Origin of the sequence: Micromonospora sp. WMMC250 (assembly GCF_027460215.1) — a bacterium.
Taxonomy (GTDB): domain Bacteria; phylum Actinomycetota; class Actinomycetes; order Mycobacteriales; family Micromonosporaceae; genus Micromonospora; species Micromonospora taraxaci.
This window is the reverse complement of the sequence record NZ_JAPZBJ010000002.1, coordinates 3,004,382-3,025,186: the sequence shown is the minus strand read 5'-3', so window position 1 is coordinate 3,025,186 and position 20,805 is coordinate 3,004,382. Positions and strand designations below refer to the sequence as shown.

Genomic DNA, 20,805 nt, shown 5'->3' with positions numbered 1-20,805 from the left:
TCCGGACCACCCGAGGACGCACGACCACCGATCCCCCGTACACCGATGACCGCACGTCAGAGATGAAGGAGGACGTTTCGTGGAACAACGACTGCGACGAGCGACCCGAGGGAGGGTCGCGGCGATCGCGACGGTCGGTCTGATGCTGGCTGCCGGGCTCGTCACCACGGCGGCGCCGGTCCAGGCCGCCGACACCGACCTCGTCGTCAACGGCGGGTTCGAGAATGGGCTGACCAGCTGGTTCGTCAACAACGGGAACGCCACTGACAGCGCACAGCTCACGGCGACGTCGGACGCCTACTCCGGCGCGAACGCCGTCCTGGTCACCAGCCGGACCACCACCGGGTCCGGTCCGATGCAGGACCTCAGCGGCAAGGTGCAGGCCGGTCAGGCTTACACCCTGACCGCCCGGATCAAGTACGCGAACGAGAGCGGACCGGCGACGAAGCAGTTCTTCGCCACCATGCACTACGGCGGCGGCACCTACACCAACCTCGTCAGCGTGACGGCGACGAAGGGCCAGTGGGCGCAGTTCAACGGGACGTTCACCATCCCGGTGGGGCAGAGCGTCTCGACGGCGCGCCTGTTCTTCGAGACGCCGTGGACGAGCACCCCGTCCACCGACCCGGCTCTGCACCTCATGGACTTCACGCTCGACGACGTGTCGGTGGTCGGCGTCGCACCGCCCGCGCCGGCCTCCAAGACCATCGAGGTGGTCGGGAAGCTGCCTGGGGAGCACAACCCGTTGATCGGGCACAAGTTCGGCGCTGACGGCTTCGGCTTCGTGCACGACGGCCGGGTCTACATGTACCTGACCAACGACACCCAGGGGTACGCGCCGAACCCGAGCACGGGGGTGTCGCCGGGGATCAACTACGGCGACATCAACCAGATCACTGTCATCTCGTCCGAGGACCTCGTGAACTGGACCGACCACGGCGAGATCCAGGTCGCCGGCCCGAACGGGGTGGCGCCGTTCACCGCCAACTCGTGGGCGCCGGGGATCACCAAGAAGGTGGTCAACGGTGTGGAGAAGTTCTTCCTCTACTACGCCAACGGCGGTGGCTCCAGCAACGTGATCACCGGCGCGTCTCCACTCGGGCCGTGGACCAGTGAGCGCACGAGCACGCTGATCAACGGCAGCACCCCGGGTGCCGAGGATGTCGCCTGGAAGTTCGACCCGGCACCGTTCGTGGACGACGACGGTCAGCCGTACCTCTACTTCGGTGGCGGTCCCGCGTCGACGAGCATGCCGCCGGCCGAGCGGTTCAACAACCCGAAGAACCTCCGGGCGATCGAACTCGCCGACACCATGGTCGCGACCGAGGGGACCGCGGCGGTCGTGGACGCTCCGGTCGCGTTCGAGGCGGGTCACGTCTTCAAGCGCGCGGGCAGGTACTACTTCTCGTACTCGTCGCACTTCGGCGGCAACGACTTCGGTGGCAGTCAGCAACCGCTTCCCGGTTACCCCGGGGGCGGCCAGATCGGCTACATGATCTCCGACGACCCGATGTCGTGGCCGAAGGAGACCTACGCCGGCGTGCTCTTCCCCAACCAGTCGCAGTTCTTCGGCAGCGGCACCGGTGGCAACAACCACCAGTCGGTGTTCGAGTTCGAGGGCAAGTACTACTTCACCTACCACGCACCGACGTTGAACAAGCGCATCAACGGCAACACCACCCAGGGATACCGCAGCCCGCACATCCAGGAGCTGGCCTTCAACCCGGACGGCACGATCCAGCAGGTGGTGGGCACGTACGCCGGAGTGAACCAGGTCCGCGACTTCGACCCGTACCGGGTCTTCGAGGCCGAGACCTTCGGCTGGAGCAAGGGTGTCGCGACCGTGAACGTCGACGGCGGCTCCGCCCAGTTCGGCGGCACCGCGCCCAACCTGGCCGTCCGTGACATCGACAACGGCGACTGGACGGCGTTGTCGTCGGTGGACTTCGGTGACAAGGGCGCGCGGAGCGTGACGGCACGGGTGCGGGCCCTCGCCGCCGGTGGTCAGGTCCAGGTTCGGCTGGACGACGTCGCCGGGCCCGTCGTCGGCACGATCGCCGTCGACACCCCCGTCGGCCAGTGGGCCGAGGTGACCGCGCAGCTCGACGGCGTCAGCGGTGTGCACGACGTCTACCTCACCTACAGCGGTCCGGCCGGCGTCGACCTCTTCGAGGTCGACAACTGGGCCTTCACGGCGGCCACCCAGCCCGAACTGCCCGTCACGGTCACCGCCTCGACGCGGTGCGTGGGTGGCAGGGCGTATGTGGCGGTGCAGGCGCGCAACGACCACGACGCGCCGGTGGGGATCGCCCTGGAGACCTCGTACGGTCAGCGGTCGTTCGCGGCGGTCGCGCCAGGGGCGAACGCCTACCAGTCGTTCAACACGCGCGCCGCGTCGGTCCCGGCGGGTTCGGCGACGGTCCGGGTGACCGGGGCGATCGGTGGACAGGACGTGACGACGGTCCACACCGTGCAACACCCCGCCGGCACCTGCGGTGGATAACCCCTCACCGATGAGAACGGAGATCAGATGAACACAGACAAACGGCGGCGGATGCTCGCGGCCGGTGCCGTCGGCGCCGTCCTGGGCGGGGCCGCGGTGCTGCCGTCGCCCGCCCTGGCGGAACCCGGCGACGACGCCAGCGTGCAGGTCACCGTCGACATCGACGAGATCCGGGAACCGGGCGTTCTCGCCCTGTCGATCGCCGGGGACGCCGTCGCGCTGTCCGAGGACGGCTCGACCCTGCTGGTCCGTCAGTTCGTCGGCACGCTGCCGACGGTGACGGTCACCGACACCCGCGTCGCCGACGAGGTGCCCGACGGTGCCGGTTGGGCGGTGCTCGGCAGCGCGACCGCCTTCACGGGTGACTCCGGCCAGACGCCGATCACCGCCGACCACTTCGGCTGGAAGCCCCGCCTGCTCGACGGCGGGGAGACCGGCCTGGTCACCGAGGGCGAGGAGGTGGTGACCACCCTGGACGACGAGACCCTGCCGGGCAACAACGTCGGCCTCGTCGACCAGGAGCTGCTGGTCTCGGCCTTCGACTCCGAGGCGGTCGCCAGCGACTCGTACTCCGTCAACGCCGACCTCTATCTGCGGACCCCCGCGGAGGTCGCCGCCGGCGAGTACACCTCCACGCTCACGCTCTCCCTGTTCGAATAGTGGTGTGGCGGGGGCCCGGACCGGGCCCCCGCCGACCCCGTGCCGAAGGGCCGTCGCCATGACCGTCACCCCGCTGCGCCGGGCGCTCACCGTCCTCGCCGTCGCGACCCTCGCGGTGGCGTCCGCGCCGGCCGTACCGGCGGCGGCGGAGCCGGACCCGAAAGCCCTGACCTGGACGGTCCAGCCGGCCAGCCCGACCGGGCCGGACCAACGCCGGTGGGTCAACGCCAGCCTCGACCCGGGGCAGACCGTGACCGAGCACCTGGCGGTCCGCAACTTCAGCCGTACCGCTGTCGCCTTCTCGCTGAAGGCCGCCGACGGCTACCTCACCGACAAGGGCCGCTTCAACATGCTGCCGTCGGACCGTCAGTCGGTCGACGCTGGCACCTGGATCGACGTCCAGGGGAGGGTCACCGTCGGCCCCAACGCGACGGCCGTGGTGCCGTTCACGATCACGGTGCCCACCGGTGCCACGCCGGGTGACCACCCCGCCGGCATCGCCGCGACCGTCACCAGCAGCGGAGGCACCGTCAACGTCGAGAGCCGGGTCGGGTTCCGGGTCATGGTGCGGGTCAACGGCACCGCCCAGGCCGCGCTTGCCGTCCAGGACCTCAGCGCGACGTACACCCCGTCGTGGAATCCCTTCGCCGGCGGCACTGTCCGGGTCCGTTACACGTTGGAGAACGACGGCAACGTCTGGGTCGGTGGGACGAGCCGCGTGACCGTGTACGACCTTTTCGGACGGACCGACCACGACGCCACCAGTCAGGTCGAGGAGCTGCTTCCGGGCGGTAGGCGACAGATCGAGAGCCGGGCCGACGATGTCTGGGCGCCGGGCCGCGTCCGGACGACAGTCAGCACGTCGCCGATCCTGCTCGGTGACGCCCAGCCCGGCGCGGAGTTGCGCCAGGTGTCTGCCACCGTCACCACCTGGGCCGTGCCGTGGGCGCAGCTCGCGCTGCTGGGTCTTCTCGCCGCTCTGCTCCTGGGCCTGCGGGCGGTGGTCCGGCTCCGGCGACGCCGGCTGGCGGGGCTGCTCGCCCGCGCCCGGCAGGAGGGCCGGCAGGAGGCGCAGGATTCCGTGCTTGTCGGCGGTGCGCCCGCAGGTGCCGAGCCTGACCCGGGCGACGCCCCGCGATGAACCGCCGCGCGCCTGATTGACGCGCCCGGATCAGCGGCGAGACGTCACCCGGATCCGCACTGTCAGCTGCCGGCGGTTGCGGGCTTGGCCTGGCCGAGGAGCCACCGCAGGATGCTGCTGTCCTCGTAGGTCGGGCCGAACGCCGCGTGGTAGTCCGGCACCGAGAACGCGGCGTCGGCGTACTCGGTGTAGCGCACGAGGTCGGCGGTCTGCTCAGGGCTCTTGCCCCGGGCCTCGTACGCCTGCCGAAGCAGGGTCGTGGAGTTACGCGCGCCCGACACGTTGAGCAGGTGGTCGTGCTCGCCGTGCGTGATCCATACCGGCACCTCGGCTGCGGCGATGGCTGTCGCCTGCGTGGCGTTGACCGGGAAGCCGCCGGTCACCAGACCACCGGCGAACAGGTCCGGCCGCTTGGCGAACGCCGCCCAGAGCAGTTGGGAGCCGTACGAGACGGTGGTCGCGTACACCCGGCGGGTGTCCACGGCGAACTCGCCGACGAACTGGTCGAGTAGCTTGATCAGTAGGTCCGCCTCGGCGGCACCGCCGACCCGCTGGTGCTGGGGCGCCAGGACGATGACGTCCTCGGAGGTGCCGGTCCACTCCGGTCGCAGCCAGGCGGTCGCCGGGATGTCGGCGGCGAGTTGGACACCCAGGTTGTCGCCGTCCCAGCCCATCCCGTGACCGGGCAGGACGACCATCAGCGGGTACGTGCGGCCGGGCTGGTAGTTCTTCGGCAGGCGGTAGTGGTAGGGCAGCACCATGCCGCCGTTGAGGTACGAGCCGTAGGTGAACTCGTCGACGAGGTGGTTGACCGGCTTCTCGGTGACCGGCCGGGACTCGTGCGGGGTGGCCCGGGCGAGCACCGGGCCCTTGCCGGCCCCTCGGCCGGGCTGGGCGTGCACGTCCTTGCGTTGCACGACCCTGGTGGGCAGCTCGGGGTTGACCTTCACGGTGCAGAGGAACGTCGGGCACTTGGAGACGATGACCGTGTTGCCGCCGGTGTCGGCGCGGTCGAGTTCGACGATGACGTACCGGCCCGGCGTCGACCGGTGGTCGCTACGGGTGTCCGCGACCCCGTTGGTGTAGGTGTGCGTGACGGTCCGGTCGGCGAGCTTCGGCAGGTCCTCGATGGGGTTGAAGCGGAAGTTGTAGACGGTGTCGCTTACCGAGAACGTGCCGGTGTCGAGGGTGCGGGGGTTGACCGTCGTCCCGTACTCGATCGCGACGGCGGAGACCTTCTGGCCGTACGTGTAGACGGTGGTGATCGGGGTGATGCTGCGGATTCCGTCCTCGGGGCCGGTCTTGTCGCCAGGGCTGCCGTACGCCGTGCCGGAGGCGCTGGCCAGCACGAGGGTCGCGGCGAGCGGGATGAGTCCGTTTCGGAGTCTCATGCGAGTCCTTTCTCGGTGGTGGTGCGCTCAGCCGACGGCGGTCGCGCCGGGTGGAGGGTTTCGAGACCGCCGCTAAACTGATTTAGCAGAGCATCGACGGCGCGCCGTGCGGTGTCAATACTCGAAGGCGCAGGGCGCCCCCCAAGGTCGAGCCAGGCTGGACCTCCCGGCACTGCAACAAACCTGCAAGCGTCAACCCTTGCCTTTGCGGAAACCGCTTTCCTACGATTGCGTTACATCGATGTTTCCGTTAGAGGCCGGGCGGTCAGTGCTGACAGTGGTGCTGCGAGAGCCCGGTGAATCCCTGATTCCACCAGGGCATACACGACTTCGATGAATTCTTTCGTGATTCACATCCGCCTATTCATAAAGGTGTGGCGGTGGGGTCGCGACGACCGTCGAGGCGTCGCCGTGGGCGGAACGAATGCGAAGGTGAGGCGAGATGAGACGACCAGTCGCGTTGCGACTTCAGGCGGCGCTGGCCACGGCAGCCGTGGGGATCGTGGTCGGGGTTGCCGCCCTGCCCACTCCTCGGGCGTCGGCGGCGGTCGGCAGCGCCACCGGTTACGCCACCCAGAACGGCGGGACGACCGGCGGCGCGGGCGGTCAGACCGTGCGGGCCACCACGGGGACGGCCATCCACGCAGCCCTGTGCGGTCGGGCCAGTAGCAGCACGCCGATCGTCATCGAGGTGTCCGGGACGATCAACCACGGCAACACCAGCAAGGTCTCCGGGTCGAGCTGCAACACCGCGGCGGGCGTGATCGAGCTCAAGCAGATCAGCAACGTCACCATCCTCGGTGTCGGCAGCGGGGCCGTCTTCGACCAGCTCGGCATCCACATCCGCGACTCCAGCAACATCATCATCCAGAACGTGACCATCCGGAACGTCAAGAAGTCGGGCTCACCCACCTCGAACGGCGGGGACGCCATCGGCATGGAGAGCACCGTCCGCAACGTCTGGGTCGACCACGTGACCCTGGAAGCCTCGGGCGGGGAGTCGGAGGGCTACGACGGGCTCTTCGACATGAAGGACAACACCCAGTACGTCACGCTCTCCTACAGCATCCTGCGTAACTCCGGTCGGGGCGGCCTCGTCGGGTCCAGCGAGAGCGACCTGTCGAACGGCTTCATCACCTACCACCACAACCTGTACGAGAACATCGACTCGCGTACGCCGCTGCTACGCGGTGGCACGGCCCACATCTACAACAACCACTACGTGAGCCTGCACGAGTCCGGAATCAACTCCCGGGCCGGCGCCAAGGCCAAGGTGGAGAACAACTACTTCCGCAACTCCAAGGACGTCCTCGGCACCTTCTACACCAGCGAGCGCGGCTACTGGCAGGTCAGCGGCAACATCCTCGACAACGTGACCTGGTCCAGCCCTGGCAGCGAGACCTACCCGGCGGGCCCCAACCTGACGTCCACCACCACCGTCAACATCCCGTACCCGTACAGCCTCGACGCGGCGAGTTGTGTGCCGGAGACCGTCCGGCAGACGGTGGGCGCCAACACGGGCCTGCGGGTGTCGAACGGCAACTGCTCTCCGCAGACCCCGCCGCCCACCACGCCTCCGCCGACCACGCCTCCGCCCACGACGCCCCCGCCGACCACCCCACCGCCGTCCGGCGGGACAAACCTGAGCCTCGGCGCCGGTGCCGACGGTTCCAGCAAGGCGAGTGGGACGAGCTACGGCAACGTGCGCGACGGCGACATCACCACGTACTGGTCACCGGCCGGATCGACCGGCACGATCTCGATTAAGTGGGGCTCGGCCACCCGAGTGTCCCGGGTGGTCATCCGGGAGCCGTCCGGCACGCAGGGCTCGATCGGGTCCTGGCAGCTGGTCAACAACGACAACGGCGCCGTCCTGGCCTCCGGTAGCGGGGCGGGGTCGATCACCTTCTCCGCGACCTCGCTGAGCAAGATCAATTTCAAGATCAACAGCTCCGGTGGTACGCCCCGAGTCGCCGAATTCGAGACGTACGCCAGCTAGCCCGTGCCGACGTGCTGGTGAGCGGTATACCGCAGAGGTATGAATATGACTCTGCGGTATACCGCTCACTGCCGCATCCGCCCCCACCGAGGTGGCCGACGGTCACCGCCGGCTGTTGCCCGCGAACGCCTGCCTGCCGGTCAGGAAGCCTCGGCCGAAAGGGTGTCCATGAAGGAGCTGACCGAGAAGACGGCTCGACCGGGCCCCGCCGGGCCGTACCCGGGTGGGCTGGACAGCCCGTGGGCGTCCATCGTCGCCCGGTAGGCCCCCAGCAGACGGACGTGGTATTCGAGCGGTGCGCCTTCCGGGTTGGTCCGCCCGAGCGGTGTGGTGGGCTCCGGGCACCAGGTGGTGAACCTGGGCGTGATCCCGCGTGACATGAAGTACTCAAGCCCCTCGGTGGTGGAGTCGATCGCCTCGCCCACGCTCGTGAAGCCGTGCGGGGCGGCCATCTCGACGCCCGCCACGAAGTTCGGGATCACGTTGCGGGGGCCGAACACCTCGGCGGAGTCGAGGATGCGGCGGTGCCACTCCTCCCGGCCGACGTAGCGCTCCTTGCCGGGGCAGTACAACTCGAACAGCCGTTTGTCCCACACCTCGTAGTTGGGGTGGTAGATGCGGATCCCGTAGTCGTGGAAGCGCTGTACGTCGGCTCGGGGCAGCGCCTGGGCGACGACCTTGCCGATCCACCGACCCGGGAACCGCTCCTCGATCGCCTGCGCGTACCGGCCGTAGAAGTCCGCCTCGGCCAGCCCGTTGACCTGCGACGTGATGCTGCCGCCGGTCAACGTGTACGCCTGCGAGGCACGTTCGGTGTCGTACCGGTCGATGATCTCCAGGGCTTCCAGCACCTCGTCGACGGGTTTGACGCCGGTGTACGGCCGACCGGCCTGTTTGTGCTGCCGCCAGTTGTGGTTGATGTCGCAGTACTGGCACTCCTCCTTCGCGCCGAAGTACTGGCAGACCCGGAACGCGGTGAGATAGATCAGATAGCCCCACTGGATCGTCGGGGCGACCTCCATCACCGACTTTCCGTTGGCGAGCGTGTGGCGGTAGTAGGCCGGCATCGGGGGCAGCCCGACGTCGGCGATCGCCCGCCCGTCCAGGAACAGGCGCAGCCGGCCGTCGCTGTCGGTTCCGACGCGGTACGGCGAGCTGGGGTTGGTGCGGACCGACACGACAGTACGACGAAGCTCGTACGGACCCCCGGTGAGCACGATCTCCTCGGGCGGTCGGCGCAGCGCGGCGGTCCCCAACTCCGGAAGCGTCCGGTGGTCGAAGGAGAAGATGAAGTACGACTTCGGTTTGACGCTGCCGTTCTCGTTGTCGGTCAGCGCCGCGTCGTCGAAGGCGAGCCCGCCGCGCAGCAGGTCCTCCTTGATGACCGCCTCCCGCGGCACCTGCGGATAACGGCTCATCAGCTCTTCGACGAGATCGGTGCGCGACGCCATGCGGTCCTCCTGCAACGTGGTGCGCCGAACCGGGTGGCCGACGCCACCCGGTTCCGCCGGGTCAGCTCTGCTTGGTCTCCCAGAAGATCTTCGAGATCTCCTCGATCTTGCCGAGGAGTCGCTCGGCGACCTCCGGGTCGGCGGCGCCCTTCGCGCCGCCGGCGCCGGCCAGTTTGGTGGCCTCGTTGAAGAGGTCGTGCAGCTGGGGGTACTTCTCGAAGTGCGGTGCCTTGAAGTAGTCGGTCCAGAGGACCCAGAGGTGGTGCTTGACCAGCTCGGCGCGCTGCTCCTTGATGACCAAGGCGCGGGTGCGGAACTCCGGATCGTCGCTGGCCTGGTACTTCTCGGAGATCGCCTTGACCGACTCGGCCTCGATCCGGGCCTGGGCCGGGTCGTAGACGCCGCAGGGCAGGTCGCAGTGTGCGCTCGCGACGGTACGCGGGCGGAGAAGGCGTGGCAGGTGCATCAGATTCCCTCCGACAACGGGCTGAGGTGACGGACGGGAGGCTAAGACCTCAACCGTACTTCATGTCAAGCGTCACGTCGTAGCGGTGCGTTGCCTCCGGACGAGGGTCAGCAGGGCTGCGTGGGTCCGCTCGTCGGCGGCGACGACGAGGCCGTTCCCACCGGTGTGCAGCGGTTGGCCGTCGAGCCCGGTGACCACGCAACCGGCCGCCTGGCAGAGGGCGATTCCGGCCGCGAAGTGGACGCTGCGGCTCAGGTCGCGGCGGTCGGTCAGGTAGGCGGCGCGGCGACCGGCGGCGACCCAGGCCACGGCCAGGCTGGTGGAGACCACCCGTGGATGGAACTGGTCGATGAAGTCGTCGTCGGCGAGCATCCGGGCGGCCAGGAATACGTCCCGGCTGGGAAACGGCGGGTCGAGGTTGACGTCGACCAGCTTCGACTCGGCCGACGGAACAAGTCGCTCGTCCGTGCCGGCGCAGCGGACAGACGCGGCGCTGCCGTCGGTCCAGAACACCTCACCGCTGAACGGGTCCGCCGACGCGGCCACGGCGCTGCCCGTCCCGGTGTGCAGCGCGACGTTGACCGATACCAGCGTGGTGCGGGCGGCGTAGTTCAGAGTGCCGCAGAGCGGGTCGACCAGCCAGGTGCGTCCGTTTCCGTCAGTGCCCGTGCGCCCGCTCTCCTCACCCACCACGACGTCGTGCGGACGCGCCCCACGTAGGACGTCGAGGATGGCCTTCTCCGCGTCGATGTCGGCGGTGGTGGCGAAGTCGTTCCCGATCTTCATGAAGCGTGTCAGCGACGACCCGTATCGAGCGCGGACGACCGCGGCGCCAGCTTCCGCCGCCGCGATGGCCAGGGCGTGATCGGTGATCGGCACTCGTCACTCCGGCAGTTCGGTGATCGCGAACCGACTGACGACCGCCGTCATGATCATCGGGGCGTCGCCGTCGCACTGGTTGACCGAGACCGCGACCCATCGACCATCGTTGGGCGTCGGGCCCCAGACCGCCAGGTCGCCGTAGCAGTCCAGGTCGGACAGTGATTGGAAGAGCGTCGGCATCGGTGTGCCGGCCTGCTTCCGGAACATGGGTACGTGCATGGACACCCTGCGGTGCGGGCCCCAGCGGCGGTCCAGCTCACCGGTGACGAGGGCGAGGTTCGCCATCGCGGCATCCTCTGCCTCGGTCCAGTCGGCGCCGTACACGCCGACGAGGTCGTCGCTCTCCCAGAGCGGAATGATCTGGAAGCCCGCTCCCCGGGTGCGGGTCCACTCCCCGGTGGCCGGGTCTCCCTCGCTGACCGGTTCGCCGTCCGTGGGCAGCTCGGCGGCGAGCAGCGCCTCGATGTCGGACACCGCCCGACCGATGTCGAACGCCTGGCCTGCCTTCGCCGTCATCGGGCGACTCGTCTCACCGCTCGCCCGCGCCCCGTTGTCCGCACTGGCCGCCTCCCTCAGCTCCGATCACGATCATCGCGCACCTGAGGTCGGTCGTGCCAGAGCGGCTGCCCCGATGCCCGCAGAGATCAGGAGACCGCCGCCCGCACCAGAGTGGTGATCTTCTTCTCCACCTCGGGGCTCCAGTTCTTCAGCGCGTACGCCACCGGCCACAGGTCCCCGTCGTCGAGGTTGGCAGCGTCCTGGAAGCCCAGCGTGGAGTACCGGTAGTTGAACTTCCCGGAGTCCTGGAAGAAGACGACGATCTTGCCGTCCTCGTTCGCGTAGGCGGGCATGCCGTACCACGTCTTGGGCGACAGCTCCGGCGCGGCTGCGCTCACCGCCACGTGGACGCGCTCGGCGAGCGCGCGATCTTCCGGCTCCATCTGTGCGATCCGGTCGAGGACCGCCTGCAACCCGTCGGCCTTCTTCGCGCCCTTCCTGCCCTCGGCGCGCAGCTCGGCGGCGCGCTCCTTCATCGCGGCGCGCTCCTCGGCGGTGAAGCCGTCAGAATCGGTGGTGGTGGTCTTCGCGGCCATGCTCGGGCTCCCTCTCGTCGTCCGGCTCGGTGTCTGCCGGCTGCCTGGGAAAAGGCTAGGCCGGACGTACGTCCCGGGGCTTCTTGATTCCTGATCGGTGCGGCGCGTCGCGAACTGCCCGGATCGTCACGTTTGCTCACCTAAGAGGTCGCTGGCTAGGTTGGCGCTTTGGCAGGACGACCGTTCCATGGGGGAGACCAGGCATGAGCACCACCGCCGACCGGCTGGCGACCGCGTACTTCGACGCCATCGCGGCCCTCTGCCAGGTGACCCCGAAGGGCTGGTACGCCGAGCGGGGCACCGCCCGTGCGGGGATCACCCACGCCGGCCTCGCCTCGCTCAACGGGGTCTTCGACCTGACCACCGACCCGGATCTCGAGTCGCTCGACGAGTTGGCGACCGAGGTCGCCAGGCAGATCCCGCACTGGTCGATCATCGTTCGGGGTGCGGCGAGCGCCGCGGTCGTCGACCTCGCGGCCCGGCACGGGCTGCGGGGACGCAGCGTCATGCCCTTCCTGGCCTGCGCCACTGACGACATCGCGTTCCGGCCCGACCCGCCCCGGCGGACTCCGGTGCGTCGGGTTGGTGCCACTGAGAACGACACGTACACCGACGCCCTCACCGAGAGCTTCGAGGCGCCCGAAGGCGCCTTCGGCTCGTTGATGGGCGGTGCGGTCCTCGACACCGACGGCATCACCGGCTACCTGGCGGAGGAGTCCGACCGTCCCGTCGGCACCGCCCTCGGAATGCTGACTTCCGGCGTGATCGGCGTGTTCAACATCGGCGTCGTACCGTCCGCCCGGGGTCGTGGCCTCGGCCGCACGCTCACCGAAACGGTGCTGCGCGATGGCATCGCGGCCGGCGCCGACGCCGCCTACCTGCACACCAGCCCGATGGGCCGACCGCTCTACGAGTCGATGGGATTCGTGCTCGTGGAGAACTGGACGATGTTCGCGACCCAGTGACGGCGCGAGCGAACTGTTTTCTGATGGGGGAGAAGGCCATGAGCTTCAGCGAGACCGTGCGTGCGGCCTTCCGGCGAGGCGAGACCGACGCCGTGGTGCGCATGAGCGAGGCCGAGATCGAGCGGGCGCAGGCGGCCGGCGACCCGGCAGGTGAGGTGGAGGCCCGCTACAGCCTCGCCCGGGTCGCCATCCGTGGAGGTGACCTGCCGGGCGGGGAGGCCCGCGCGCGGGAGGCCCTGGAGGTGGCGCTGCGCTCCGGCGACCGCCGCCTCGAGGAACGGCCGAGGCACGTGCTGGCCGGCGTCGCGCGGATGTCCGGCGACCTGGCCCGCGCCCGGGACCTGTATCGGGAGAGCATCGCGCTCAACGAGATGCTCGGCCAACCCCAGACGGTCAACTCCGAGTACCACAACCTGGCGTTCTGCGAGCTGGGGCTGGGCAACCTCGATGCGGCGAGGACACTGTTCGCCGAGAACCGCGAGCGGGTGTTCCGCAACGCCTGGGCCGACTTCGTGCCGTACGTCTGCGTCGCCGGCGCCGCGCTCGCGTCGGCCGAGGGCGACCACTCGCGGGCGGCGCTGATGATCGGTGTCACGGACGCGGCGTTCGCGGCGATCGGCCAGGTGCCGGACCCGGACGACGCGGCCGACCTCGCCACGATGCGCGCCGCCGCGATCGAGGCCCTCGGCGCCGCCGCGTTCGACAAGGAGTACGCCGAGGGCCAGCGCCTCGACCCGCAGAGGGCCTTCGGGTACGACCAGAGCTGACCGCAGGCGATCCCGGCCGCGCCCTACGACGGCTCCCGGGCGGCGGCGATGATCCGTCCACGCTCCGACTCCGGGAAGCGGTCGAGCATGGCCCGCGCGTCGTCGGCGCTCACGTTCGCGCCGAACAACTCGCTGCCGGGTTCGAGGCGTACCCCCTCGCCCAGCGGGCCGGCGACGACCGGATCGAAGCCGAGTGCGTCCACCAGGGACGCGACGGCGCTGACGTCGGTGGTGTCGTCACCGGCGATCACGATGGCCTTGCGGTCGGTCGTGCCCGCCGGCCGGGCCCCGTCCTCCAGGTCGTGGTAGCCCATGTGGTTGAACGCCTTGACGACGCGTGAACCGGACAGGAAGGCCTGCACGGTCTCACTCGACGACGTACGCGGGTCGGTGAGGTCGTCGCGGATGCCGTCGATCTCCCACCAGTAGTTCATCGCGTCGACGACGAGCTTGCCGCGCAGTGTGTCGACGGGGATGCTGCGGTACTTGCCCAGGGGCAGGGCGAGGATGACGACGTCGGCGCGTGTCGCGGCGTCGAGGGCCGTGGTGGCCTCCGCCCCGGGGGCGAGGACCTCGACGGTGAGCGCGATCTTCGCCGGGTCGCCGGAACCGGCCACCAACACCCGGTAGCCGGCGGCGACGGCGAGGCGGGCCAGTACCGTTCCCACCTTGCCGGCCCCGAGGATGCCAAGGGTCGTGGGCCGGCTCCGGTCGTTGTCGTTCATGTCGTCCTCTCGGTGCTGACGGGCTGATCAGGCCAGGATGTCGCGGACCATCGGGATCACCCTGGAGCCGTACAGCTCCACGGCGCGCATCCGGGCGCTCGCCGGTTGTGCGCCGGCCGAGTAGATGAGGTCGAACCGGCCGACACCGAGGCTGCGGATCGCACGGGCCATCCGGCGGGCCACGGTTTCCGGGGAGCCGATGTAGAGGGAGCCGTTCTCCACCTCGGAGTCGAACTCCTGCCGGCGGATCGGCGGCCAACCCCGCAGTTTGCCGATGCGGTCCCGCATGACCCGGTAGTGCGGCCAGTAGATCTCCTTGGCCTCCTCGTCGGTGTCGGCGATGAAGCCGGGCGAGTGCATGCCGACCGGGTGCGCGGTCGTGCCGAGCTGGTCGGCCGCCCGGCGGTACAGGTCGATGTAGGGCGCGAACCGCTCGGGGGCGCCACCGATGATGGCGAGCATGAGCGGGAGGCCGTACTGGGCGGTGCGGACCACCGACTGCGGCGAGCCACCGACGCCGACCCAGGTGTCCAGGTGACCCGACTCGGTCTTCGGGAAGACGTCGGCGTTCTCCAGTGGCGCCCGCAGGGTGCCGCTCCAGGTCACCGGCTTCTCGTCCAGCAGCTTCACGAACAGTTCGATCTTCTCCTCGAACAGCGTGTCGTAGTCGCGCAGGTCGTAGCCGAAGAGGGGAAACGACTCGGTGAACGAACCGCGACCGAGGATGACCTCGGCCCGACCGTTCGACAGCGCGTCGACGGTGGCGAAGCGCTGGAACACGCGAACCGGGTCGTCCGAACTCAGCACTGTCACGCCGGAGGCCAGCCGGATCCGGGACGTACGGGTGGCGATGCCGGCCAGGACCGTCTCCGGCGTGGAGACCGAGTACTCCGGCCGGTGGTGCTCGCCGAGGGCGATGACGTCGACGCCGAGTTGGTCGGCGAGCACCGCCTCGTCGACGACCTGCCGGATCGCCGCGGCGTGGGAGACGAGCTTGCCGGAGTCGTCCTGCGGTACGTCGCCGAACGTGTCGAGGCCGAACAGAACGTCAGACATGGGTGGGCTCCTTTGCCAACAACTCGCGGACCCGCGGAGCGACCTCGCTGCCGAGCAGTTCGATGGTGCGCGCGCGTGCGTCGCGGGGGAGGTGCATGATGTCGTACTTCAGGTCGAAGCGGCTCAGCCGCAGGTCGCGGGCGACTCTGGCGATCTTCTGCGCCACCGTCTCGGGCGATCCGACGAAGAGCGCCCCGTGGTCGATTTCCGCCTCGTAGCGTGCGCGGTCCGGTTTGTAGAAGCCACGCTCCCGGGCGAGCGCCGCCGCGACCGGCTGCCAGTACCGCCACCACGTCTCCACCGCCTCCTCGTCGGTGTCGGCGACAAGGCCGAGAGAGTGCTGCCCGATTGGCTGCGGGGTATGCCCGAACTGTTCGAGCGCCTTGGTGTAGAGGTCCACGTGGCCGGCGAACCGCTGCGGTCGCCCGCCGATGATCGCGAGCATGAGCGGGAGGCCGTGTCGGGCGGCGCGGACCACCGAGTTCGGGCTGCCCCCGACGCCGATCCAGGTCGGGATGCCGCCGGGTTGCATCCGGGGGTGCAGGCGCTGGTCGACCAGTGCGCTTCGCACCGTTCCGGACCAGGTGACGGGTTCGTCGCGCTGGAGACGGAGGAAGAGATCCAGCTTCTCCTCGAACAGTCGCTCGTAGTCGGTCAGGTCGTAACCGAACAGCGGGAACGATTCGGTCGCCGAGGCGCGGCCGAGGACCATCTGGGCGCGGCCGTTCGAGACGGCGTCGAGGGTCGAGAACTCGTGGTACAGGCGTACCGGATCGTTCGTGCTGAGCACCGTGACCGAGGTGCCGAGACGGATCCGGTCGGTCGCCGTGGCGGCTGCCGCGAGCAACACGGGTGTCGCGGAGTCGTTGTGACCTTCCCGGTAGTGCTCACCCAGGCTGAACACGTCGAGTCCGACCGACTCGGCGAGTCGGGCCTCGGTCACGAGCAGCCGTACGGTCTCGGCGTCGCTCAGGACGCGGTCGCCGTCGGTGGCCACCTCGCCGAACGAGTTGAGCCCCAGCTCGAAGTCTGCAGCTGCCATCGTCTCCTCCTCGGTGCTCTCGCAGCCGGCGATCCACGGAAGCAGACCTACCGGTTGACGTGTCAATGATGCTAACTTGGCGATTGACGCGTCAATTCCCGGGGAGAGTGAGATGACGGAGACCACACCCGGTCGGCGGGCCGGCCGCCAACTCCCGACCGCCGAGGAGTTGCGGATCTGGCGGACCTTCATCGAGACGACGGCAGCGCTGAGCTCCCGACTCGAATCCCGTCTCCAGGGCGACTCCTCGCTCTCGACCGGGGACTACGCCGTGCTCCTCGCTCTCAGCGAGGCGGAGGGGCAGTCGATGCGGTCGTCCGAACTCGCCGCACACATCGGGTGGGAGCGCAGCCGCCTGTCCCACCACCTGGGGCGGATGGAGCGCCGTGGTCTCATCCGCCGCCAGGAGTGCGCGACAGTGCCCCGCGGGGCGGAGGTGCTGCTCACCGCGACCGGTGCCGAGGCGTTCGGAGGGGCCACCTTTCCGCACCTACGCGCCATCCGCGAGCTGTTCGTCGATGCCCTCACGCCGGATCAGATCGTCGCGGCGGGCGAGATCGCGGCAGCGCTCAAGAGGAATCTCGACGCCCTCGACAAGGAGTGACCGAGGGTCCGACGGCACGACCTGGATCACCGCGAACTGACTGCGAGTGATCATCTGATTGCCGAGAGCGACATCAGGGTGGTCCAATCCTCCAGAAACCGCCACTCCGGCCGCCGACCGGCGGACTGGCGACGGCTGCGCCGCTCGGGAGGTACGCCCATGATCGAGACCGCCACCGCAGGAACCCGACCGACTCCACCGAGCCAGCGGGCGGAGTCGGTGCTGCCGGAGTTACGCGAGATGTGGTGGGAGACGGGGGTGCGGGCGCGGGCGGAGGCCGGCGTCTTCGCCGTGTTCGCGGAACTGCCCAGGCTCGTCCGGACAGCGCTGGGCATCAGCTGGCGCGCGGACCGGCTTCGTACCGGCGTGGTGGCCGCCGCGACGGTCGGCGCGGGGGTGATGGCGGCCTTCGGGTTGTTGGCCACGCAGCGGGTCCTCGTCGAGTTGTTCGCCGGCGGGCCGACCGCCGACAAGGTCCGGGCGGCGTTGCCCGCACTGGCCGTGCTGGCGGCGACGGTCGCGCTCCGCGCCGGCATGGGCATCGCCACCGGGTACGCGCAGAACGGGCTGACGCCCCGGGTGAGCCGCGAGGTGGAGCGGGGGTTGTTCGAGGTGTCGACGGCAGTCCGGTTGGAGGCGTTCGACGCTGACGCGTTCGCCGACGACATGGAACGCGCCTCCCGGGGGACCGAGTCGACGATCGGGTTGGTGCAGGCGTCGATGAACCTGCTCGCCGGGTTGGCCGGGCTCCTGGCCGTGGCGGCCGCCGTCGTCATCATCCACCCGTTGCTGCTGTTGGCGCTGGTGGTCGCCACGGTGCCCAACGCCTGGGCGTCGCTGCGGTCCGGGCACCTGCGGTACCGGACGTACACCGCCGGGTCGGTGCGTCGGCGTCGACTGTGGTTGCTGCACAAGCTGATGGCCGAACGCGCCTCGGCGCCGGAGCTGCGTTCGTACGGGCTGCGCGGATTCCTGCTCGACCAGTACGACCGGGTGATGCGGGTGGAGACCGACATCCAACTCGCTCTCGCCCGCCGGGTCACCACGACCACCACTGTCGGGGCACTCATCGGCGGTCTCGCCACCGGCACCGTGTACGTCCTGCTCGGGTTGCTGCTCCTGGACGGGCAGATCCCGCTCGCCGCCGCGGCGACCTGCGTCATCGCGGTGCAGTCCGCCCAGCGATCCCTGGCCATCGCCACCTTCCAGGTCGACCACGTCTACACCGAGGGGCAGCACTTCGGGGACTACACGGGCTTCATGGCGCGGGCCGTCGCGTACCTGCCGAAGGCCACCCGACCCGGTGCCGCTGCGGACGCCGAACGGTTGCGGGAGTTGAGCGTCCGGGGCGTGAGTCTGCGCTACCCCGACCGGGACACCCCGGCCGTGGACGACGTCACGTTGCGGATCACCGCGGGGCAGACGGTCGCGTTCGTGGGGGAGAACGGCTCGGGCAAGACGACCCTCGCCGCGATGATCGCCGGTCTCCGCGTACCCAGCGAGGGCACCATCGAGTGGAACGGCCGACAGCTGTCGGACTGGGACGTCGACGGGCTGCGCGGTCGGATCGCGGTGGTGACGCAGGAATACCACAAGTGGCCGTTCACCGCCGCCACCAACATCGCCATCGGCGACGTCGAGACCGAGGCACGGCAGGAGCGCATCGAGGCCGCCGCCGCCCGCGCGGTGGCCCACCACATGATCAACGAGCTGCCCCACGGGTACGAGACACTGCTCGACCGCACCTTCGCGCGTGGTCAGGATCTCTCCGGTGGGCAGTGGCAGCGCATCACCGCAGCCCGTGGCTTTCTGCGCGACGCCGAACTGCTGATCATGGACGAGCCGTCCTCAGCGCTCGACCCCCGCGCCGAGGACGCCCTGTTCCAGGCCATCCGTGACCGGCGAGGTCGCGCCACCACGATCCTCATCACGCACCGGCTCGCGAACGTCCGGCACGCCGACCGGATCTTCGTCCTGCACCACGGCCGGCTGGTCGAGGCCGGCACGCACGACGGCCTCGTCGCCACCGGCGGTCGGTACGCCGAACTGTTCGCCCTCCAGGCCGCCGGTTACGACACCGGCCCGGCCGGGGATCCCCGGCCGCCCTCGGCCTCCCGCTGACCACCAACACCGGCGCGGACGGGCCGTCTCCTCGGGCGCACCGAGCGGTTCGGCGGTTCTCCGCTGTTCGTGGGGAGGTTAGGCTGCGGTCCATGTCGGGGTCGCGGTGGCGTGGTCGACCGGCGGACACAGCCCTGGTGCTCGCCGTCGGTCTGGTCGCCCTTGTCGGCCTGGTGGTGCAGTCGCGTGGCATCGACACCGTGGCCGAATGGGCCGCACTGCCGGTGGTGCTGGCCTCCTCCGCCGCGCTGTCCGTCCGCCGTCGCCATCCGGTGCCGGTGGGCCTCGTGGCGCTCGCCGCCGTCGGCGCGTACGGGGCGTTGCTGCACAAGCCCGGCCCGATCATGGTGGTGTTCGTCGTGGCGCTCTACACAGTCGTCGACGAGGGCCATCTCCGGGTCGCCATCGGTCTGGGTCTCGCCTCGGTGATCGCCTTCGCCGTCGCGGACAGCTACAACCGATCCCCGGACACCATGAACGGGGCGACGCTGCTGCACGCCGGTTGGCTCGTCGCGGTCATCGTCGGGGTCACCCGTAACCGCCGGGCCTACCTCGCGGAAGCACAGGCCCGGGCAGTGGCGGCCAAGCAGCGGACGGAGGAGGAAGCGCGGCGACGCGCCACCGAGGAGCGACTACGCATCGCGCGCGAACTGCACGACATCCTCGGCCACCACCTCTCGCTGATCAACGTCCAGGCCAGTGCCGCCCTGCACCGACCGGACCCCGCCCGGTCCGAGCAGGCGCTCACCGCGATCAAGGAAGCCAGCAAGGAGACGCTGCGGGAGTTGCGAACGACGCTGGGGGCGCTACGGCAGGAGGGCGACGCGCCGGTCGTGCCCGCTCCGGGCCTGCGCCGCCTCGACGATCTGATCACGACGGTCGGGCGTTCCGAGGTGGACGTCCGAACCGAGTTCGCGGAGGTCGGTTCGCTGCCGCCGGAGGTCGACCTGGCGGTGTACCGGATCGTCCAGGAGGCGCTCACCAACGTCACCCGGCACGCCGGGGCCACCACCGCTGTGGTCCGGGTGCGATCCGACAGTGGCGACGTGCTGGTCGAGGTGGAGGACGACGGCACCGGCGCGCCCGGTGCGCCGGGCAGCGGGATCCTCGGCATGCACGAGCGGGCCCGCGCGCTCGGCGGCTCAGTGACCACGGGTACGCGGCCGGACGGCGGATTCCGGGTCCACGCCCGCCTGCCGCTGCGTCCCCGTCCGTCACCGGCCTCGGAGCCGGCATGATCCGGCTGCTGATCGTCGACGACCAGACCCTGGTACGCGCGGGCTTTCGTTCCATCCTGGACGGTGAGGACGGCATCGAGGTGGTCGGCGAGGCGGCCGACGGGTCCGAGGCGGTGCGCCTCGCCGCGCAGCTGCGCCCGGACGTCGTCCTCATGGACATTCGGATGCCGGTGCGGGACGGCCTCGCCGCCACCGGGGAGATCGTCGCGAGCACCGAAGCCCGTGTGATCATCCTGACCACGTTCGACCTGGACGAATATGTCTACGGTGCGTTGCGGGCCGGCGCGAGCGGCTTCCTCGTGAAGGACACCGAGCCGGCGGAGTTGATCCACGGGGTCCGGGTGGTCGCCCGGGGCGACGCGCTGATCGCGCCGGCGATCACCCGCCGACTGATCGCCGAGTTCGCCACCCGGGCGACGCATCCGGACCCCAAACCGCGGTTGGGCGTGCTCACCGAGCGGGAGCGCGAGGTGCTGGCCCTGGTCGCCGCGGGCCTGTCCAACGACGAGATCGCCGCACGGCTGGTGCTCAGCCCGGCCACCGCCAAGACGCACGTCAGCCGGATCATGACCAAGTCGCAGGTGCGGGACCGCGCCCAGTTGGTGATCCTCGCCTACGAGTCCGGCCTGACCGTTCCCGCCTGGCTGGCCCGCTCCTGACCCGGCCTCAGACGCTCAGCCGGCCTCCGAACTCAGCCGGC

At 69.8% G+C, this 20,805-nt stretch carries 19 protein-coding genes; 10 read left to right on the top strand and 9 right to left on the bottom strand.

Annotated features, from left to right (window positions below; genetic code table 11):
- Nucleotides 1-79: 79 nt before the first annotated feature.
- Genes O3438_RS13170 through O3438_RS13160 form a run of 3 tightly spaced genes read left to right on the top strand, consistent with a single transcriptional unit; the run spans nt 80 to nt 4,304 of the window.
- Nucleotides 80-2,503, top strand: a complete 2,424-nt coding sequence (locus tag O3438_RS13170) for a family 43 glycosylhydrolase (protein WP_269680245.1) — start codon at nt 80-82, stop codon at nt 2,501-2,503.
- A 27-nt stretch (nt 2,504-2,530) separates the two neighbouring features.
- The gene (locus O3438_RS13165) at nt 2,531-3,163 is read left to right on the top strand and encodes a hypothetical protein (protein WP_269680244.1); all 633 of its coding nucleotides are present in this window, start codon (nt 2,531-2,533) and stop codon (nt 3,161-3,163) included.
- 58 nt (nt 3,164-3,221) lie between these two features.
- On the top strand, nt 3,222-4,304 hold the full coding sequence (locus tag O3438_RS13160) for a hypothetical protein (protein ID WP_269680243.1): 1,083 nt from the start codon (nt 3,222-3,224) through the stop codon (nt 4,302-4,304).
- Between the two features lie 62 nt (nt 4,305-4,366).
- Here O3438_RS13160 and O3438_RS13155 read toward each other — a convergent pair whose 3' ends face one another.
- A complete protein-coding gene (locus tag O3438_RS13155; protein WP_269680242.1) occupies nt 4,367-5,695 on the bottom strand; it encodes a hypothetical protein in 1,329 nt (442 codons plus the stop codon).
- Between the two features lie 442 nt (nt 5,696-6,137).
- Between O3438_RS13155 and O3438_RS13150 the strand changes: the two genes are divergently transcribed.
- The gene (locus O3438_RS13150) at nt 6,138-7,694 is read left to right on the top strand and encodes a pectate lyase family protein (protein ID WP_269680241.1); all 1,557 of its coding nucleotides are present in this window, start codon (nt 6,138-6,140) and stop codon (nt 7,692-7,694) included.
- A gap of 140 nt (nt 7,695-7,834) precedes the next feature.
- Here O3438_RS13150 and O3438_RS13145 read toward each other — a convergent pair whose 3' ends face one another.
- From O3438_RS13145 to O3438_RS13125, 5 genes are all read right to left on the bottom strand, one after another.
- Complete coding sequence (locus tag O3438_RS13145) at nt 7,835-9,145, bottom strand: radical SAM protein (RefSeq protein ID WP_269680240.1); 1,311 nt, start codon at nt 9,143-9,145, stop codon at nt 7,835-7,837.
- A 61-nt stretch (nt 9,146-9,206) separates the two neighbouring features.
- On the bottom strand, nt 9,207-9,611 hold the full coding sequence (gene sodN / locus O3438_RS13140; protein ID WP_145784599.1) for a superoxide dismutase, Ni: 405 nt from the start codon (nt 9,609-9,611) through the stop codon (nt 9,207-9,209).
- 72 nt (nt 9,612-9,683) lie between these two features.
- Nucleotides 9,684-10,490 carry an inositol monophosphatase family protein gene (locus O3438_RS13135; RefSeq protein ID WP_269680239.1) on the bottom strand — a complete coding sequence of 269 codons (807 nt, stop codon included), beginning with the start codon at nt 10,488-10,490 and terminating at the stop codon, nt 9,684-9,686.
- 3 nt (nt 10,491-10,493) lie between these two features.
- Nucleotides 10,494-11,009 (bottom strand): hypothetical protein, encoded by a 516-nt coding sequence (locus O3438_RS13130; protein WP_269680238.1) that lies wholly within the window; start codon nt 11,007-11,009, stop codon nt 10,494-10,496.
- Between the two features lie 128 nt (nt 11,010-11,137).
- Entirely contained in the window at nt 11,138-11,587 is a 450-nt protein-coding gene (locus O3438_RS13125) for an iron chaperone (protein WP_269680237.1), read from the bottom strand.
- 203 nt (nt 11,588-11,790) lie between these two features.
- Between O3438_RS13125 and O3438_RS13120 the strand changes: the two genes are divergently transcribed.
- On the top strand, nt 11,791-12,552 hold the full coding sequence (locus O3438_RS13120; RefSeq protein ID WP_269680236.1) for a GNAT family N-acetyltransferase: 762 nt from the start codon (nt 11,791-11,793) through the stop codon (nt 12,550-12,552).
- 38 nt (nt 12,553-12,590) lie between these two features.
- Nucleotides 12,591-13,319 (top strand): tetratricopeptide repeat protein, encoded by a 729-nt coding sequence (locus O3438_RS13115; protein WP_269680235.1) that lies wholly within the window; start codon nt 12,591-12,593, stop codon nt 13,317-13,319.
- A gap of 23 nt (nt 13,320-13,342) precedes the next feature.
- On the opposite strand, the gene O3438_RS13110 is transcribed toward O3438_RS13115, so the two are convergent.
- From O3438_RS13110 to O3438_RS13100, 3 genes are read right to left on the bottom strand one after another with little or no spacing between them, the layout of a single operon-like run.
- Complete coding sequence (locus O3438_RS13110; protein WP_269680234.1) at nt 13,343-14,044, bottom strand: NADPH-dependent F420 reductase; 702 nt, start codon at nt 14,042-14,044, stop codon at nt 13,343-13,345.
- Nucleotides 14,045-14,071: 27 nt separating this feature from the next.
- A complete protein-coding gene (locus O3438_RS13105) occupies nt 14,072-15,100 on the bottom strand; it encodes an LLM class flavin-dependent oxidoreductase (RefSeq protein WP_269680233.1) in 1,029 nt (342 codons plus the stop codon).
- Complete coding sequence (locus O3438_RS13100) at nt 15,093-16,142, bottom strand: LLM class flavin-dependent oxidoreductase (protein WP_269680232.1); 1,050 nt, start codon at nt 16,140-16,142, stop codon at nt 15,093-15,095. Before O3438_RS13100 ends, O3438_RS13105 begins: the two co-directional genes overlap by 8 nt.
- A gap of 112 nt (nt 16,143-16,254) precedes the next feature.
- Between O3438_RS13100 and O3438_RS13095 the strand changes: the two genes are divergently transcribed.
- From O3438_RS13095 to O3438_RS13080, 4 genes are all read left to right on the top strand, one after another.
- On the top strand, nt 16,255-16,746 hold the full coding sequence (locus tag O3438_RS13095; RefSeq protein WP_269680231.1) for a MarR family winged helix-turn-helix transcriptional regulator: 492 nt from the start codon (nt 16,255-16,257) through the stop codon (nt 16,744-16,746).
- Nucleotides 16,747-16,905: 159 nt separating this feature from the next.
- Complete coding sequence (locus O3438_RS13090) at nt 16,906-18,867, top strand: ABC transporter ATP-binding protein (protein ID WP_269680230.1); 1,962 nt, start codon at nt 16,906-16,908, stop codon at nt 18,865-18,867.
- A gap of 92 nt (nt 18,868-18,959) precedes the next feature.
- Nucleotides 18,960-20,105, top strand: coding sequence for a sensor histidine kinase (locus O3438_RS13085; protein ID WP_269680229.1), 1,146 nt, complete (start codon nt 18,960-18,962; stop codon nt 20,103-20,105).
- Nucleotides 20,102-20,764: a response regulator gene (locus O3438_RS13080; protein ID WP_269680228.1), complete on the top strand. Its 663-nt coding sequence runs from the start codon at nt 20,102-20,104 to the stop codon at nt 20,762-20,764. The genes O3438_RS13085 and O3438_RS13080 overlap by 4 nt, the downstream gene beginning before the upstream one ends.
- The last annotated feature ends 41 nt before the right edge of the window (nt 20,765-20,805 follow it).

Bases quoted from the DNA above. Each gene is read 5' to 3' on its own strand.
- O3438_RS13120 (WP_269680236.1), top strand. From the start codon at position 11,791: ATGAGCACCACCGCCGACCGGCTGGCGACCGCGTACTTCGACGCCATC.
- O3438_RS13085 (WP_269680229.1), top strand. From the start codon at position 18,960: ATGTCGGGGTCGCGGTGGCGTGGTCGACCGGCGGACACAGCCCTGGTG.
- O3438_RS13115 (WP_269680235.1), top strand. From the start codon at position 12,591: ATGAGCTTCAGCGAGACCGTGCGTGCGGCCTTCCGGCGAGGCGAGACC.
- O3438_RS13155 (WP_269680242.1), bottom strand. From the start codon at position 5,695: ATGAGACTCCGAAACGGACTCATCCCGCTCGCCGCGACCCTCGTGCTG.
- O3438_RS13125 (WP_269680237.1), bottom strand. From the start codon at position 11,587: ATGGCCGCGAAGACCACCACCACCGATTCTGACGGCTTCACCGCCGAG.
- O3438_RS13165 (WP_269680244.1), top strand. From the start codon at position 2,531: ATGAACACAGACAAACGGCGGCGGATGCTCGCGGCCGGTGCCGTCGGC.
- O3438_RS13150 (WP_269680241.1), top strand. From the start codon at position 6,138: ATGAGACGACCAGTCGCGTTGCGACTTCAGGCGGCGCTGGCCACGGCA.
- sodN (WP_145784599.1), bottom strand. From the start codon at position 9,611: ATGCACCTGCCACGCCTTCTCCGCCCGCGTACCGTCGCGAGCGCACAC.
- O3438_RS13145 (WP_269680240.1), bottom strand. From the start codon at position 9,145: ATGGCGTCGCGCACCGATCTCGTCGAAGAGCTGATGAGCCGTTATCCG.
- O3438_RS13105 (WP_269680233.1), bottom strand. From the start codon at position 15,100: ATGTCTGACGTTCTGTTCGGCCTCGACACGTTCGGCGACGTACCGCAG.
- O3438_RS13080 (WP_269680228.1), top strand. From the start codon at position 20,102: ATGATCCGGCTGCTGATCGTCGACGACCAGACCCTGGTACGCGCGGGC.
- O3438_RS13095 (WP_269680231.1), top strand. From the start codon at position 16,255: ATGACGGAGACCACACCCGGTCGGCGGGCCGGCCGCCAACTCCCGACC.
- O3438_RS13100 (WP_269680232.1), bottom strand. From the start codon at position 16,142: ATGGCAGCTGCAGACTTCGAGCTGGGGCTCAACTCGTTCGGCGAGGTG.
- O3438_RS13110 (WP_269680234.1), bottom strand. From the start codon at position 14,044: ATGAACGACAACGACCGGAGCCGGCCCACGACCCTTGGCATCCTCGGG.
- O3438_RS13130 (WP_269680238.1), bottom strand. From the start codon at position 11,009: ATGACGGCGAAGGCAGGCCAGGCGTTCGACATCGGTCGGGCGGTGTCC.
- O3438_RS13090 (WP_269680230.1), top strand. From the start codon at position 16,906: ATGATCGAGACCGCCACCGCAGGAACCCGACCGACTCCACCGAGCCAG.
- O3438_RS13160 (WP_269680243.1), top strand. From the start codon at position 3,222: ATGACCGTCACCCCGCTGCGCCGGGCGCTCACCGTCCTCGCCGTCGCG.